At 39.3% G+C, this 16,109-nt stretch carries 14 protein-coding genes; 10 read left to right on the forward strand and 4 right to left on the reverse strand.

The window, feature by feature from the left end; genetic code table 11:
• Nucleotide 1 precedes the first annotated feature (1 nt).
• From CDG60_RS13935 to CDG60_RS13960, 5 genes are all read left to right on the forward strand, one after another.
• Nucleotides 2-211, forward strand: coding sequence for a helix-turn-helix domain-containing protein (locus tag CDG60_RS13935; RefSeq protein ID WP_087514322.1), 210 nt, complete (start codon nt 2-4; stop codon nt 209-211).
• Complete coding sequence (locus CDG60_RS13940) at nt 208-558, forward strand: hypothetical protein (RefSeq protein ID WP_118868751.1); 351 nt, start codon at nt 208-210, stop codon at nt 556-558. The genes CDG60_RS13935 and CDG60_RS13940 overlap by 4 nt, the downstream gene beginning before the upstream one ends.
• Complete coding sequence (locus CDG60_RS13945) at nt 551-859, forward strand: hypothetical protein (protein WP_087514321.1); 309 nt, start codon at nt 551-553, stop codon at nt 857-859. The genes CDG60_RS13940 and CDG60_RS13945 overlap by 8 nt, the downstream gene beginning before the upstream one ends.
• Nucleotides 856-2,985, forward strand: a complete 2,130-nt coding sequence (locus CDG60_RS13950; protein ID WP_087514320.1) for a DUF3987 domain-containing protein — start codon at nt 856-858, stop codon at nt 2,983-2,985. The genes CDG60_RS13945 and CDG60_RS13950 overlap by 4 nt, the downstream gene beginning before the upstream one ends.
• A 448-nt stretch (nt 2,986-3,433) precedes the next feature.
• The gene (locus CDG60_RS13960) at nt 3,434-4,435 is read left to right on the forward strand and encodes a hypothetical protein (RefSeq protein WP_087514318.1); all 1,002 of its coding nucleotides are present in this window, start codon (nt 3,434-3,436) and stop codon (nt 4,433-4,435) included.
• Between the two features lie 253 nt (nt 4,436-4,688).
• Here the strand turns inward: CDG60_RS13960 and CDG60_RS13965 are convergent, their stop codons facing one another.
• Nucleotides 4,689-5,090: a hypothetical protein gene (locus CDG60_RS13965; protein ID WP_087514317.1), complete on the reverse strand. Its 402-nt coding sequence runs from the start codon at nt 5,088-5,090 to the stop codon at nt 4,689-4,691.
• 13 nt (nt 5,091-5,103) lie between these two features.
• On the reverse strand, nt 5,104-5,565 hold the full coding sequence (locus CDG60_RS18235; protein ID WP_160117063.1) for a Panacea domain-containing protein: 462 nt from the start codon (nt 5,563-5,565) through the stop codon (nt 5,104-5,106).
• Between the two features lie 2,430 nt (nt 5,566-7,995).
• Between CDG60_RS18235 and CDG60_RS13975 the strand changes: the two genes are divergently transcribed.
• From CDG60_RS13975 to CDG60_RS13985, 3 genes are all read left to right on the forward strand, one after another.
• Nucleotides 7,996-9,285 (forward strand): OmpP1/FadL family transporter, encoded by a 1,290-nt coding sequence (locus tag CDG60_RS13975; protein ID WP_087514315.1) that lies wholly within the window; start codon nt 7,996-7,998, stop codon nt 9,283-9,285.
• Nucleotides 9,286-9,598: 313 nt separating this feature from the next.
• Nucleotides 9,599-10,759 carry an OmpP1/FadL family transporter gene (locus tag CDG60_RS13980; RefSeq protein WP_087514314.1) on the forward strand — a complete coding sequence of 387 codons (1,161 nt, stop codon included), beginning with the start codon at nt 9,599-9,601 and terminating at the stop codon, nt 10,757-10,759.
• 329 nt (nt 10,760-11,088) lie between these two features.
• Nucleotides 11,089-12,507, forward strand: coding sequence for an outer membrane protein transport protein (locus CDG60_RS13985; RefSeq protein WP_087514313.1), 1,419 nt, complete (start codon nt 11,089-11,091; stop codon nt 12,505-12,507).
• A 75-nt stretch (nt 12,508-12,582) separates the two neighbouring features.
• Here CDG60_RS13985 and thrH read toward each other — a convergent pair whose 3' ends face one another.
• Nucleotides 12,583-13,200: a bifunctional phosphoserine phosphatase/homoserine phosphotransferase ThrH gene (gene thrH, locus CDG60_RS13990; protein ID WP_087514312.1), complete on the reverse strand. Its 618-nt coding sequence runs from the start codon at nt 13,198-13,200 to the stop codon at nt 12,583-12,585.
• A gap of 201 nt (nt 13,201-13,401) precedes the next feature.
• Here thrH and CDG60_RS13995 point away from each other — a divergent pair, with 201 nt between their 5' ends.
• The gene (locus CDG60_RS13995) at nt 13,402-14,133 is read left to right on the forward strand and encodes a phosphoadenylyl-sulfate reductase (protein WP_087514311.1); all 732 of its coding nucleotides are present in this window, start codon (nt 13,402-13,404) and stop codon (nt 14,131-14,133) included.
• Nucleotides 14,134-14,415: 282 nt separating this feature from the next.
• Nucleotides 14,416-15,795 carry a WS/DGAT/MGAT family O-acyltransferase gene (locus CDG60_RS14000; RefSeq protein WP_087514310.1) on the forward strand — a complete coding sequence of 460 codons (1,380 nt, stop codon included), beginning with the start codon at nt 14,416-14,418 and terminating at the stop codon, nt 15,793-15,795.
• Nucleotides 15,796-15,837: 42 nt separating this feature from the next.
• Here CDG60_RS14000 and CDG60_RS18325 read toward each other — a convergent pair whose 3' ends face one another.
• Entirely contained in the window at nt 15,838-16,011 is a 174-nt protein-coding gene (locus CDG60_RS18325; protein WP_087514309.1) for a PA1571 family protein, read from the reverse strand.
• Nucleotides 16,012-16,109 lie beyond the last annotated feature (98 nt).

The following is a 16,109-nucleotide window of genomic DNA, read 5'->3' on the forward strand; positions in this document are numbered from 1 at the left end:
TATGACCCATCAGACCCAAATCCTAAGACATCTAAAACAAGGAAAATCCATCACTCAAGCTGAAGCAATCAACCTGTTTAACTGTTATCGCCTGAGTGCGGTAATCAATCGCCTGCGCAATTTAGGGCATGAAATTGTGACGCATCAGGAACCCAACCATAACAGCAATGGTAATCATGCTCGTTATAAATATCGGGAGTTCAAAGCATGAAAGAACTTTCAATCAACCTTTTAAAATTGTGCTTAGTCTGGGCGTTCACTGTTTTTCTGGTTGCAAGCTGTACTAAACCATCTTATGCTAATGGTGTTCACCCACATGGTGAATTAGCCTTGGCCGGCTATAAATTTTCAAACGGCGCACAGTCCGCAAGGGCTTTTTTTGTGCGTGAAATCTCTATGCGTTCGCATTTTATGGTGAAGCTGGAGAGGGACACTTTCGAGTGTGCAGGTAACCGTTTGAACCTGTCGGCCAACCCTTTTCAGCTTTGCCACCCTCATCACTTGGCCGTGATTGGCAAAGCTCCTTTAATTCAAACGGAGCGCATTAATCATGCCTAATCATATCAATTCTAAAAATACGCTCGAAACTTATGGTGCAGATGACCTGCATTTCGCCTATGCCGTGGCTCACGAGTCTACTGAATGGCTGTCTATTCTTATTTCTCAAGCACGTATGGAGTCAAAGGAGTTACAGGTTAGGCTTAAAGAACAGGGTGTTCACGCCTCTAATTTTTATAAATTACAGAAGCTTCTGGATTTAACAGAATTTTTTGCAGAAGAAAGAGTAAGTCATTTTGAGCATGTTCAAAATGGTTATAAAGAAGAACTGGAATCAAATAAAAAGGCGGTGACACTATGAATATCACCACCTCCATCAAACCCAATGAAATCATAGCTCAATGTACTGTTCTAAGTCCATCAGATAACGAATATATCAATCATCCGGTTATTCAGCGTTTTGGCAGTCCTGAACAGCCGATTTATGTCGATCAGTGTACTGTGAACATAAGTGGCACCACCTATGAACAGCCTTTGATTTTACCTGTCGTAAATGGTCAGCTGAAGCAGATCCAGTGCGCCGTATTACAGGATGGCCAGCGTGTGCAGATCATGCCTAACGGACTGGCAAAGGGTTTTGCTTACTATGGTCAGTTGAAAAAAGTTGAGCCTGTCATCATCACCTACAGCCTGGAGGCATTCTTTAAGATTACCCAGACAGGTTACGCCGTGGCTTTGGTATTGTTACCCTCCCTATGCAACAGCAGACAGACAGAGCTGAAACCTTTTGATTTCGAGCAGATCCAGTTTGTGATTAACCAACTGTCAGAGAGTGACCATAAGCGACTTTATATGCCGGTACGTCCTGAGCATATTCAGCTTGAGGCATTTCAGATGCTGGAGCAGAACACGGCGGTTCAGTTGCTGAATCAGCATATCGTGATTGATGAGCAGGGAATTAAAAACGAATTCCTTATTGAGCTTTATAAGGATGATGATGCAGAGAATGTATCCATATTTCTTGATGAATCTATCAGGCTCTTATCACCCTCTGATCAATGGGGTGAATTACTGCCACTGGCACAGCCTGAAACCCATCTGAATACCCCCTATCCTATTCATGCTTTACCACCACTGGCAAGGGAGGCAGTCATGGCGATTGCTGAGTATGTACAGGCTCCTGTTGCTATGTCTGCTCAGTGCGTCATTGGTGCTATGTCCCATATTGCCCAGGCTCATGTAAATGCACCGCATCCGTTCAATGCTCAGGGTGAGCCCTGCAGTCTGTATTTACTCACAGAGGGGCAAAGTGGAAGCCGTAAAAGTACGAGCCGGAATATGGCAGACAAAGCCATTATTCAGCATGAGCGTAAACAGTATGAACAGTACCGCCGTGACCTTGAACAATGGAAAAGTGGTCAGGCATCATTGAATAAAAAGGATCGTGAAGCCTATTGTGCTGAAAACCCACCACCGCATGACCCCAGTACGCTTTACAGTGATATTACTCTTGAATCTATTGCTGGGCTTTATGTGGATGGTGTACTCAATAACGCTTCCATTGCCAGTGATGAAGCAGGACAGTTCTTTGGTGGGTACACTATGAAAGGTGATACACGTACTCAGGCTATCGGAGGTTATGCCAAACTGTTTGATGATGGTTTTGTGGAACGTACCCGGTCTAAATCCAATTTAAATGGTAGTGGCCGTGCTTATGACGTTCGTCTGACATTCAACCTGCAGGGACAACATGAAGTTTTAGCCGATGCACTCAGAGACCCTGTATTAAGAGGACAGGGATTTTTACCCAGGTTTATTCTGACTATCCCTGAGAACTTAGCCGGCACACGTCTGCAGGATGCCATTTACCGATCTAAGAATGCCAGTCATGACCATAGGCTTATCGCTTACTGGACACGGTGCGAATATTTATTAGATGACTGCCCTAGACCGCAAGGAGGGCAAGAACTCAATAATGGTCGCTATGTCATTCCTATGAATGATGAAGCAAGGGATATAGATGCATCGTTTTACAATATGTTTGAGGAGTTACAGGGTAAAGGTAAACGCTATGAATACCTGCAGGCATTTGCCAGTCGTGCCAGTCAGTTAGCACGGCGTCTGGCAACCGTATTCGCTTATTTTCAGGGTTTACAGTGGATTGACGCCAGTACCTTAAAGGGAGCGTGTGAAGTTGTTAAGCACTCCCTGAATGAATGGGCTATGTATGCAGATATTGAGGTTAAAGCCGAAAGTGACGCAGAGAAGTTGATTAAGTGGTTCGCTAAATATTGTTCTAACAAAAATATAGAACGAATGACTTATTCAAGTTTTATGAATAGCTGTCCTCGTCCAATGAGAGGTAGCAAACAAAAACTAGAGCCTGTATTGGATGAACTTATTGATTGTCATTACCTGAGAGTGGAGGAAATCTCTAAGGTTCGATATGTTTTAATCAACCCTATTTTATTGGTAGGAGTGGCTTAATGGCTTAATACCCCTGAAAGCCTTGCTATAAAAGGCTTTTTATTAAGCAAGATAGTGTTTTGTGTAGTGGCATAGTGGCTTAATGAGTGAATAAGTCATCTTGATTAAGCCACTATGCCAATGGCTTTTTAGGGTATTGGCTAAGTGAAATCCCTTACTATATAAGGGGTAGATACCAATTAAGCCATTAAGCCACGCTTCTATAGAAAAATATAAATTTTGATAAGTGACAAATGCCAAACCTAAATAGAGTAATTGTCATGATTGTATTGGGTCGAAGCCCCAAAACTAAGAACTTCCCCAATGGTGGAGGCATTACCACATTTAGCATGGCTACATTGGAACACTAAAAAGACAATAAGACCAGGGGGAGTATTTATTTTCTTTTTTTTATTAGTGGGTTATCCTGATTTATCATTCTGATATCTAATATATTTTAGGAGAGATTATGTTTGAAAATCATACCAAAAATCAACATTTCATTTCTCAGGTTGAGCAAAAGCAAAACTCAATTAACCCTTTAGCGGAAAGAGAGAAAAGGAAAATTTATGAATTTGAAATCTTAGATAGAGAGCAACATTTTTTTAAATTAACAAATAAAACAGGGGTCAAAATTGAAAAAAATTTGAGTATAAATGATTTATACACGTTTAACATATTAAGTGATTCAACTAGAATTAACTTTGAGTTTTTTTTTAATAAGTTTGAAAGAAAAATTGAAGCTTTAACTAGCAACTTACAAAGAAAAGTTAAATCTAAAGAGGATATAGATGAACAAGAAATTATAGACTTAGTTAGCGCGAAATTTCTTAATTTTTTAAGAAATCCATTTAGTATTAAAAAAGTTTTGAATTCTTTTCATCCTCTACAAAACCTAATTCCTACAGATGAGAGCTTATTAAGAGAGTTTAGAAAAATAAACTCCAATAACATTCATATAAGCCCTGAATATCTTGATAGATTAGATGTCTCTATCGAGCAATACTTAAATTGGCTCAGAACAATTTTTATTGCACTTACAGTTCAAATGTATGGTAAATCAATTGCTGAATATCTGGTTGATGGCCTATTTGACCCTAAGTCAAAGGTTATCGTTCTCGTTCTAAATATTTACGATAGTCAGACTTGCTTACTCTCAGATAGAGGGTATGTTGATTATGGTGCTTTATATGATAATAAGCCATTTGCTATGGGATTCAACTTAAATAAAAATATGTTTTTAAGTGTGGTAATAAAAAATAATTCATTAGATGAATTTATTAAAGAGTATCCATTCTTAAAACAAAAATTGGATTATTTAAAAGAAAAGGGGCAATCAAGATTCCATCAAACAGGAATTGACCTTACTGTTTTTAATAATAACATTGAATTATTAAAAGCTTACAATTCAAATGTTATGTTTCAATGTAAAAATAATTTTTACAGTGCTACTTGTGATTTTGAATATTAAGTCCGTTCCACGCTTAGGATAAATTATTTTTGAGGTACAAAATAATTAAGAAAATATAAAAATATTACCAAGTAAAATTACGATGAGTAATTATTAATTTTTTTGGGAAAACTAAGCAACTTGTGTTTTTATACCAATATCAATCAAGGTACCACCACAAAGGATATGTCTAAGAGGTGCAGATCTAGAAGTGGTAGAAGTTCGGATAGATGTGTTGCAGTTGTTGCGATGTTGGTAAGACCTTCGATGAGGCTTATGACTTTTCTATTTTATTACTAATTGCTTTAGATGCCAAAGCAGCCAAGATTATAACTTTAATCTTATCTAGTTGTTCAGTATTCAACCATTGCCAACTAGCAGGAGTTATCCAATGCCATATTAATGATATACACATCACTATGAATAACAGCCAAAGGATCCAAAAAGCACAAATGAATGCAAAGGCAAAATGATCTTTCCATTTTTGATCTCTGGTATGATCATTTTGTGTGGCTTTAATTTTTAATTGCTTATCAAGCTCTTCACTTTCACTATTTAATTGCTTATTTAAATTTTCATTAGATGGCTCTGGTTTATTATTTGTAGAGCCATCTTCAACTTGAAGAATTTTGTCATTACTAACCGTTTTTAACTTGGCCGGATCAATTACAGACAATTTTAATTACCGCCTAGCTAAAGTACTTATGGTATAAGCTTTGGTAATGGTTTTGGATAACATTATTTGGAATCAACTCAGCCCACCCAGCTCCTTTTCCATATGTTTCTGACCATGGTGTATCTGGAGCATGAGTGATGTCAGAAAGTTGATATGCACTAAAATCACCATAACTTGCATAAGTAAAATGAATGATTTGATTCTCTCTATCATTAAATTGAGTAGGGAATTGGAGGATAGAGTTCATGATTGGGGCTGAGCCATAAATCTTTAATTCTTGATAAAGATTTGGTATGACTGGTCCAAACTTCCACGCTTGAACTTCATCATAAATCAATGGTTCATTAAAAACGGCAAGCATCCAACCATGTGCAATATAAACCAATTTTAATAGTTGCATCTGAGTAAAATATTTACCATCTTGATTACCAAGTCTTGTAAACTCATCAGCAACTTGAAGTGCAGTATGAGCCATGCTGTACCTCCTATAAATATATGCGGAAAAACAGTCCACACTGAGCCTAAAATGGCTATCGAGCTTTCTAATTGTTGTCCAACAGTTACAACAACTATCACCGAAAGGCAAGGCATTATACATACCCTTACATTTCATATATATGGCTTTATATGCATATTTAAAGATAAGACGGCATATTTTGACGTCATAATGTAAGCTTTTTACCGACAAATATATCGTGAGTTTAGCTATACAAGGTATCGGTAATTTAGGTTGACGGCACGTACTTAAATTAAGCATTAAATCCCATTCAAACCCATGCACAGAAAGGCTTTAAGCTATTTTTTTAAATGACATTCTGTCAACGTACGTCAACGTAAATAAATTGATTCTGTCTAAGAAGAATCCATATTGCTTGCAGGACAAAGCCTATTCTTTTTTACTTGATGAGTGACCAACCCAATACTATGAAAATCACCTTCTAATCTATATGCAGTAAGGCTTACCGTTTTTTGATGGTTGCTTGATTCCATCAAGAATCATCAAGTAAAACTCTTTATTTTGCCCTGCAAGAATTCGCTATACAGCTCCTAGCAATAAAACACACTTAATAGCTGTACTGGTAGGCCATTCACTCACAATAAAAAATGCTGTTTTGTACAGCTACGTACAGCAAAAAATAGTACCCCCTTGCAGAAAGTACCGTATATTTTGTCATACAAGACACAAGCAATTCACTTTGACAGCCCCATGTATAAAACAGCATGTATATGCTATTGAAAGCCTTATCAGTGGTGTATTACAGCCGTTTTAAGTGAGTTTTTAAAAATGGTGTTTCATCAAGGTAAATCCGTATGACTACGTATGACAAATTCAGGATTTAGTATCCGAAATACCCCTATTGGATTTCAAATCTATGAGGGTTAAAACATACTAGTATATGTGCCGATCTGTGTTGCAAAATGGCCTTAAAGCTTGCATGACAAGGTGTGTGTAAAATCCGCTGTAATAGTACCTCAAAGCCAAGATATACAAGGGCTTTAGCATTTTTATAAAAAGTGCGTTTTGTCAAACTACGTCAAACAAGATGGTCACGATTTTAGAGATAGAAGGACGGCTAATTTTTTGCAATACAGCTCACTTATTAAAATTTGTATGTATGTCATGATCTATAAGGGACACGGTGATTTTTGATCTTTAATTCCGTATCACAAGATTATTGTAAATCAATTGGATGAATGGGTATTGGCTACACCATAATTACTCTTACGCCATTCAAGTTTAAATGGCACAAAAGAAGGTCTAAACCTACACGGCGAAAGCTTTACGTCTTTTTTGACGATAAGGTGTTTCGTAAGACTACGTAAGGGTAAATTTACGTTGACGACACGGCTACATATACAGGCTAAAACACCTATCAATGCTATATAGGAAAGGGATTTAGCTCATTTATATGAAATACCAATCTGTCAACGTACGTCAACGTAAAAAGTGACTTTGTATAACCAGGTATGGAAGAAAGATAAGCATCATGGGGTTGTTTTGCAGATTCGTAGAAACAACCCTAATTCACGGTGAACCAACCAGGGCATTTCCTTAAATGAGTACCTGAGTGAGTACCTGAAGCCAATTTAAATAATATATAATTATTATATATCAATATATTAAACCTAAAGTTCTAGGCTCGCAGGGCGTACCATTTCCCTGGATCAGATTTTTATCAGAACTTAGACACCCCCAGAACAATACCCTCCTTTAACAGTGCGATTAAAACATCACTGAGTTACACAAAAACCTGATTATCCATAAACAGAACTGTTCTCTACCGATCAATCAGAGCTCATAGATCCTACGGGTTCAAAAAGCAAACACGGATCATCAAACCAGATATCCTGCCCCACTCATAAAAGTCCATCTTTAAATTAAATACGCTCAGACCTGATCAACACTCACACTTTCAACGATCTTAACTCATGATAAATATCAATAAACATAAAAATGCAGACATGTAAATGCCTCCTTTCCCTATAGTAAAGTCATAAATGTCAACAGCATGCATTTCAGGCCAGTTCAGGGCTATTAAAGACATGCACTGGCATACTTATACAATCGTACTGTGACTGAATTAACACTCAAAGCATTTCACTCAGTAAAAAAAATGAATATTTTCCATACAAACAAAACAATTAAAAACAGACCCAACACCCCATACAAATTATTTAAATTCAATAATTTATAAATTTTATTATTTTAACATTTAGAATATTAGCTCTAATCAATGCTTTTTTTAAACTCAATAGTTTTTGTAGAGCATTTACTCTTATTTTAATTGTGCTATTTTTGTCACATGGAGTAACAGATAGCCTCGGTGTATTTACCCGATCCCTCCAGAGTCAATCAAAATCAATAAATGTAAAAACGACGTTAAACCTCAAGGGAAGATGAAGAATGAAATTAAAAGCTCTCAGCACAGCGATCATACTTGCAGCACTGCCAACTGCCGGAGCATTCGCCGCTGCACTTGACCGCTCAGGACAATCCATTGCGGCATTTTTACAGCCAGGCAACTATTTCGAAGCGGGTATTTCTGTACTTGATCCAAATGTATCGGGTAAAGTAAAAAATGGTTGGACTCCAAACCCTGCACTTCCTGCAGGCACATTAGGACTTGAGAATAGCAATGTCGGGGAAATGGCAGGCGACTACTATTTTCCACAGGCAGCATTAAAGTTTCAATTGACCGACAATTTGTCTTTTGGCGTTTTATATGACCAACCATTTGGTGCTGAAGCTGAATATTCAACTGATACTAAAAAATCTCCTGCCGCTCTTGCTGCAACAGGTTTCGGAAATATGGGCGCATTTCACAATGGTACCGAAGGTACTAAGGTTGAAGTAAAAACTCAAAATATTTCCATGATTGTTGGTTTTCAACCAACTGAAAACTTCAATTTCTATGGTGGTGGTGTTTACCAGACTGTAAAAGGAAATGTACAGTTACGTGGAGCAGCATACGGTGGTTTAGCGGCGTTTGGTGATTACAATGCCTCAATCAAAGAAGACTCAGCAGTTGGTTGGTTAGCAGGTGCTGCATTCCAGATCCCAGATATCGCATTGAAAGCATCTGTTACTTATCGCTCAGAAATTGAGCATGAAGTACAAATGGAAGAAAGCTTGGGCTCAAGTGCTTTAGCCGCCACAATTAACCCTGCTGCTGGTTACAAACCCGGTAAAACTGAAATTACAACTCCTCAGTCTGTTAACGTAGACTTCCAGACTGGAGTTATGGCAAATACAGTAGCTTTTGCAAACTTACGTTGGGTTAACTGGAAAGATTTTGCTATCCGCCCAAATGATTTTGGTCATGCATCTAAATTCATCCCTGGTAAAGCAGCTGGATTCGATTTAGTCGGCTATACAGATGATCAAATTTCTGCAACTGTTGGTGTAGGTCGTAAACTTAATGAACAATGGGCTGGTAACGTCTCTGTTGGCTGGGACTCTGGTGCCGGCAACCCTGTATCAACATTGGGTCCAACTGAAGGCTATTGGAACGTCGGTTTAGGCTTACAGTTCAGCCCTGCACCGAACTACTTCATTGCTGGTGGTGTAAAATATTTTATGTTGGGTGATGCAAAAGCTCAGGCAGCATCTGACTTCAATACAAGTAACTATGTTGCAGATTTTGAAGATAATGATGCATGGGGTTATGGTCTGAAAATTGGTTATAAATTCTAATTTTCAAGATTTGATTAAAAAGACCATCTGAACAGATGGTCTTTTTGTCACTTTTTATACACTCAACAATCAACAGCTTTAAAATCAACCATTCAGACAAAACCCTCTATTCAAAAAAAATTAAAATAAATACTCTATTTTTTACTTTTAAATTCAGTTAGATATAAGAATAACATTAGAACAGTTACTCTATTTCAAAAAAACTTTGCATTCATCAGTTCAAATCTTCAACGCCACTGAGCATTTACTCTTTTTAAATTTATGTTACTTTTTCCCAACTTTTTAGCTACAGACAGCATCAGGGAAAAGAACCATGAAGCTTAATAAAATTCAATCCGCTATTCTGATCAGCATGCTTCCTGCTACAACTTTTGCAGCAGGACTGGACCGCTCAGGTCAATCCATCTCTGCTTTTCTTCAGCCTGGCAACTATGCTGAAGCATCTTTCAGCGTACTGGATCCTGAAGTCAAAGGTAAAGACATTGCTGGAAATAAAGTCAGTGATATGGCAGAAGATTATTACTTCCCTGCTGCTGCAGTCAAAGTTCAGGCAACCGATAAAATTTCTGTAGGTTTAATTTACGATCAGCCTTTTGGTGCTGACTCTCAGTATGCTGTAGAAAAAAGCGTATTTTCTGAGACCAACCTTGCTGAACGGACAAATGAAAGTACATCTGTTAAAGTCCGTACAAATAACGTGACTGCTCTGATTGGCTACCAGCCAACAGAAAACTGGAATTTTTATGCAGGTCCTGTTTATCAGACTGTAAAAGGTGACGTACAACTCCGTGGTGCGGCTTATGGTGGTTATACAAAACTCGGTGGTTACAACATTCATTTAAAAGAAGATGATGCTTTTGGATGGTTAGCGGGTTTTGCTTATCAGATTCCAGAAATTGCTCTGAAAGCTGCTGTAACTTATCGCTCTGAAATTACACATGATCTGGATACAACCGAATCTTTTGCGTTCGGTTTAAACCCTGCGCTGAAGAACCTGAAAAGTGAAACCGAAGTTGTCACTCCTCAGTCTGTAAATCTGGATCTACAGTCAGGTATTGCTAAAAACACTATCGCATTTGCCAATATCCGCTGGGTTCACTGGGACACTTTTGCTGTAACACCAAAATATCTGAACAGCCTGTCAGGTGGTAACAATCTGATTGACTATACAGATGATCAATGGTCTGCAAGTCTTGGTCTGGGGCATAAGTTCAGCAATAAATGGTCTGGCTCTGCATCAGTAGGCTGGGACTCTGGCGCTGGCAACCCTGTTACCACACTTGGACCAACTGAAGGTTACTGGAGTGTAGGCTTGGGTGGTCAATACAGCCCTGCTGAAAACTATTTTATCCAGGCAGGTGTAAAATACTTCTGGTTGGGCGATGCTCAGGCGCAGACTGGTGGCAACGTAGTAGGCGACTTTGAAGATAACAATGCCATTGCCTATGGTATGAAAATTGGCTACAAATTCTAAGTAAAGAAAGCCCTCAAAAAGAGGGCTTTTTAATGCCCACACACTTTAATCATCACTCAAAAAACCAAACCATATCCAATAACAAACAGAATCACTCTATCAAAATTAATTATAAAATTTAATTAAAATATTTTTTAATCAAATTTAACTCAATATTTTCATAATCATAATTTATTCAATTTTTTACCAAAAATTATAAATAGAGTATTTACTCTTTTTTAAAATATGTTATTTTTCACTCAAGATATGCTTTAAAAATAAATTACATATCTTGTATTTTTTGAAACATAAAGATTGTGTTTCTTCACATTTAGAGTCAAGGACAGAAAATGAAATTAAAAGCCCTCAGTTCTGCTGTGCTGTTTGCATGTTTACCAACATCAACCGTTTTTGCAGCCGCTCTTGATCGCTCAGGTCAGTCAATCTCAGCATTTTTACAGCCAGGAAATTATTTTGAAGCAGGCATTTCAGTACTGGATGCAGATGTATCAGGTAAATTAAAATCAGACTTTACACCAACTGGTGGTGAAAAAAGTACCGTAACAGATTTGGCAGGCACCCAACTGGGAGATATGGCAAACAGCTATCAATTCTATAATGCTGCATTAAAAGTACAAATGACTGAGCATCTTTCGTTTGGTTTGATTTACGATCAACCCTATGGTGCTGATGCAGAATATTCTAAAGCTGACCAACGCCATAAAGTATTAAATGATAAGCTTTCAGGTGATTTAGGTGTTAGCCAAGTGGGTGCTTTTACTGCTGGTGATGAAGCTACAAATGTAAGTGTTGATACCCAGACACTCTCTTTCATATTTGGTTTCCAACCAACAGAAAACTGGAATATTTATGCAGGCCCAGTATACCAGACAGTGAAAGGGGATGTTTCCCTGCATGGTTCTGCTTACGGTCCTTTGGGTGGGGTTACCTGCCTACCTTTGGGCAGTAAAGTAACATGTTCTCAAGGGGCAAATGTTCAAGGAGCCAGCACACTGACCCGTTTTACCGGTTATAAAGCATCCATATCTGAAAACTCATCCGTTGGTTGGTTAGCAGGCCTTTCCTACCAGATTCCAGAAATTGCGCTTAAAGCATCTGTAACCTATCGTTCTGAAATTGATCATGAGGTTATGGTCGATGAAACAATGCCATACAGCATTCTGATGGGTAGTAAAATTCCCCAGATGAAAAAAGACTATAAGTTTAATGAAGCCAAAACAGATATAACGACACCGCAATCTATCAATCTGGATTTCCAGACAGGCATCATGGCAAACACTGTTGCTTTCGCTCAATTACGCTGGGTTGACTGGTCTGAGTTTAAAATCCGCCCCAATAAATTTGGACAATTAGCCGAAGGTTTAACAGCTTATCACGCCAAAGAAAACGGCATTAATGACCGTAAAGGCTTCGATTTAGTTGCTTATGAAAAAGACCAGATTTCTGCGAATGTCGGTATAGGTCGTAAATTTAATGACCAATGGGCTGGAACTGTAATGGTTGGCTGGGACTCTGGTGCAGGCAATCCGGTTTCCACTTTAGGTCCGACCGATGGTTACTGGAGTGTTGGTCTGGGTGGACAGTTCTCACCAACACCTCAATCTTTCATTCAGGCGGGGGTGAAATATTTCATGCTGGGTGATGCTAAATCACAGGTTGCAAGTCATTTTGGAACTGATGTCTATGCAGCTGAATTCAAAGACAATGATGCTATCGGTTACAGCATGAAAATCGGTTACCGCTTCTGATTTTCATCGTGTAAATCTGGATTAAACAAAAAAGGGCGCTATATGCGCCCTTTCCTTTTCCAGCCATTTTAAAAATTAAGCAGGAATATCACGAACAGAAGCATTACGGATTGCTTCTTTAAGTGCTTCATAACCATGAATTGGTGGGAACTGCGGGAATTCAGCAATTACATTTGCAGGTGCATCAAACAGGAAGCCCTTGTCTGCTTCACCCAGCATTGTTGTATCGTTATAAGAGTCACCAGCAGCAATCACACGGTAATTCAGACCATGTAATGCCTGAACTGCCTTGCGCTTCTGATCCGGCTGACGCAGTTTATACGCTGTAATCATGCCATTTTCATCTGTCTCAAGTTTATGACAGAAAATCGTTGGCCATCCCAGCTGTTTCATCAAAGGATGAGCAAATTCATAGAATGTATCTGAAAGAATAATCAGCTGAAAATGAGTACGCACCCATTCAACAAACTCTTTCGCACCTGGGAAAGGCCCCATATCTGCAATCACTTCCTGAATGTCATTCAGCCCCAGTCCATGCTGTTTCAGAATGTTCAGACGCTGAGTCATCAGAACATCGTAGTCCGGAATATCACGGGTTGTTGCTTCCAGCTCTTTAATACCTGTTTTTTTTGCGAAGTTAATCCAGATTTCAGGAACCAGAACACCTTCAAGATCAAGACATACGATTTCCATGGGCTCTCCCAAATGTCAGTGAAAAATTTGCACTATCATAGCATTAACCTCTGCGTTTATAACTGTGCTTGTTTAAATCTATTTTATTCATAAGCATCTATTTTTTAGTGATAAGATGTTTATTTCATTTCAATTAAAATAATACCGGATCAAATTTATATAGGTGTTGAAGTATCCAAGCCTATTTTGCCAGGAACGCTTATGACGACTATACCAAGCATAGATATTGTGGATGCACTTGCATCTGAATATGCCGATAAATCCCCTTCAGAAATTCTTGATCTTGCTTTGAATCAGCAGGGTGAAATTGCGATTTCGTTTTCAGGCGCTGAAGATGTGGTGCTGATTGATATGGCTTCACACCTGGGCAAACCATTCCGTGTTTTCAGCCTGGATACCGGTCGCCTTCACGCTGAAACCTATCAGTTCCTTGAAACTGTGCGTAAGCATTATGGCATCGAGATCGAAATCTGTTTTCCGGAGTCAGATGCTGTACAGAAACTGGTGACTGAAAAAGGCTTATTCAGTTTTTACCAGGATGACCATAAAGAATGCTGCGGTATCCGCAAAGTTCAGCCACTGCGTAAAAAACTGGCGACACTGGATGGATGGATTACCGGACAGCGCAAAGACCAGAGCCCTGGTACACGAAATGAAATCCCTGTTGTACAGGCAGATGCAGGCTTTTCAGGTCCAGGAAAACAGTTGATCAAATACAATCCGCTGGCGAACTGGAGCAGCGCAGATGTATGGAACTATATCCGTATGATGGAAATTCCATACAATCCTTTGCATGAGCGCGGTTTTATCTCGATTGGCTGTGAGCCATGTACCCGCGCCGTACTACCCAATCAGCATGAACGTGAAGGTCGCTGGTGGTGGGAAGAAGCCACTCATAAAGAATGCGGTTTACATGCAGGCAATCTGAAATAAGCCTGGGTATTTTTTACGGTATAAATGGGTGGTCTTATGACTGCCCTTTTTTCTATCATTTTTCTGTACAGAATTATGCAGGGGTTATTTATCGCAGAGCGTGAGCCTTAAAAAAGAACTTTTGTGACTGAACATAAATGGTAATATTTTTTTAAACGAACAATTCACAGAAAGCGATTTTTTTGAACATAAAACACGATATACTGAATTTGCTCATTTTATAATTCTAACAAGACTGTTCACGCAGGAACAGTACCGAAATTGCAGTGAGGCAATCATACCATGCGCCCATTACACCCAATTGATTTCATCTTTTTAACCCTGGAAAAACGCCAGCAGCCAATGCATGTCGGGGGATTATTTCTGTTCCAGATTCCTGATAATGCACCTGAAACATTCATTCAGGATCTGGTAACGGACATCCGCAATTCAAAATCAGTGCCAATTCCACCCTTCAACAACAAACTGAATGGACTGTTCTGGGATGAAGATGAAGAGTTTGACCTTGACCATCATTTCCGCCACATCGCTTTGCCTCATCCTGGACGTATCCGTGAATTACTGACCTATATTTCACAGGAACACAGTGCTCTGATTGACCGCGCAAAACCATTATGGACCTGTCACATCATTGAAGGAATTGAGGGCAACCGTTTTGGTATGTATTTTAAAATCCATCACGCTATGGTTGATGGGATAGCAGGAATGCGTCTGGTTGAAAAATCACTTTCACATGATCCTGACACCAAAAGTATTGTGCCACCGTGGTGTGTTGAAGGAAACCGTGCAAAACGCCTGAAACAGCCGAAAGCCAGCAAAATTAAAGGAATTCTGGCAACACTGAAAGACCAGCTTGAAGCCACACCTATTGTGACACAGGAACTGTTCAACACCGTATTTAAAGATATGGGGAAAAATCCAGATTATGTGTCCAGCTTCCAGGCACCACAAAGTATTCTGAACCAGCGTGTCAGTTCATCACGCCGTTTTGCAGCACAGTCATTTGAGTTTTCACGCTTACACCGTATTGCAAAAGCACTCGGTGTAACCATCAATGACGTTGTTCTTGCGATCTGTTCAGGTGCGTTACGTGAATATCTGCTTAAACAGAATGCCCTGCCTAAAAAACCACTGATTGCAATGGTTCCAGCATCCATCCGTGATGATGATTCTGCTGTCAGCAACCGAATCACCATGATTCTGGCAAACCTTGGAACACACAAGGAAGATCCACTGGAACGCCTGCAGATTGTCCGTCGCAGCGTCATGAATGCCAAAGAACGCTTTAAACGCATGAACTCAAGTCAGATCATGAACTACAGTGCTTTTGTTTATGGTGTTGCGGGGATGAATATTGCTTCAGGGATTCTGCCTAAACGTCAGGCTTTCAACCTTGTGATTTCCAATGTACCAGGGCCACGTGAACCGCTGTACTGGAATGGTGCAAGACTGGATGCGCTGTACCCTGCTTCGATTGTGCTGGATGGTCAGGCACTGAATATCACCATGACCAGTTACATGGATAAACTGGAAGTAGGCTTGACCGCCTGCCGTAATGCCTTACCCAAAATGCAGAATCTTCTGACTCACCTGGAAGATGAGATCCAGCTGTTTGAACAGATCACTGGTACTGCTGACCCAAAGTTACAGGCGGTGAGTTAACCGCAGATCAATAGACAAAATTAAGGGGCTTTGATCAGCCCCTTAATTTTTAATGTTTCTGCACTGCTTCAGTAACTGATGACAGACTGTACGAACCATTGCTGTAGTGATCGGGACTTCTTTGCCCTGCTCATCCACAATATAACCGTTGTGCAGACTTTTGTTTGCATCCAGAACTTTCAGACTTTGCTTAATAATTGTATCGCTCATACCCATGTCACACCTCTTTGCTAAGACCGGGGGAGAATTCCGGCTATGGCTATCAGATACGACTAGTATTAAAAATTCACAAATAAAAGTAAAATTCCAGATGT

This window comes from Acinetobacter chinensis (assembly GCF_002165375.2).
GTDB classification, from domain to species: domain Bacteria; phylum Pseudomonadota; class Gammaproteobacteria; order Pseudomonadales; family Moraxellaceae; genus Acinetobacter; species Acinetobacter chinensis.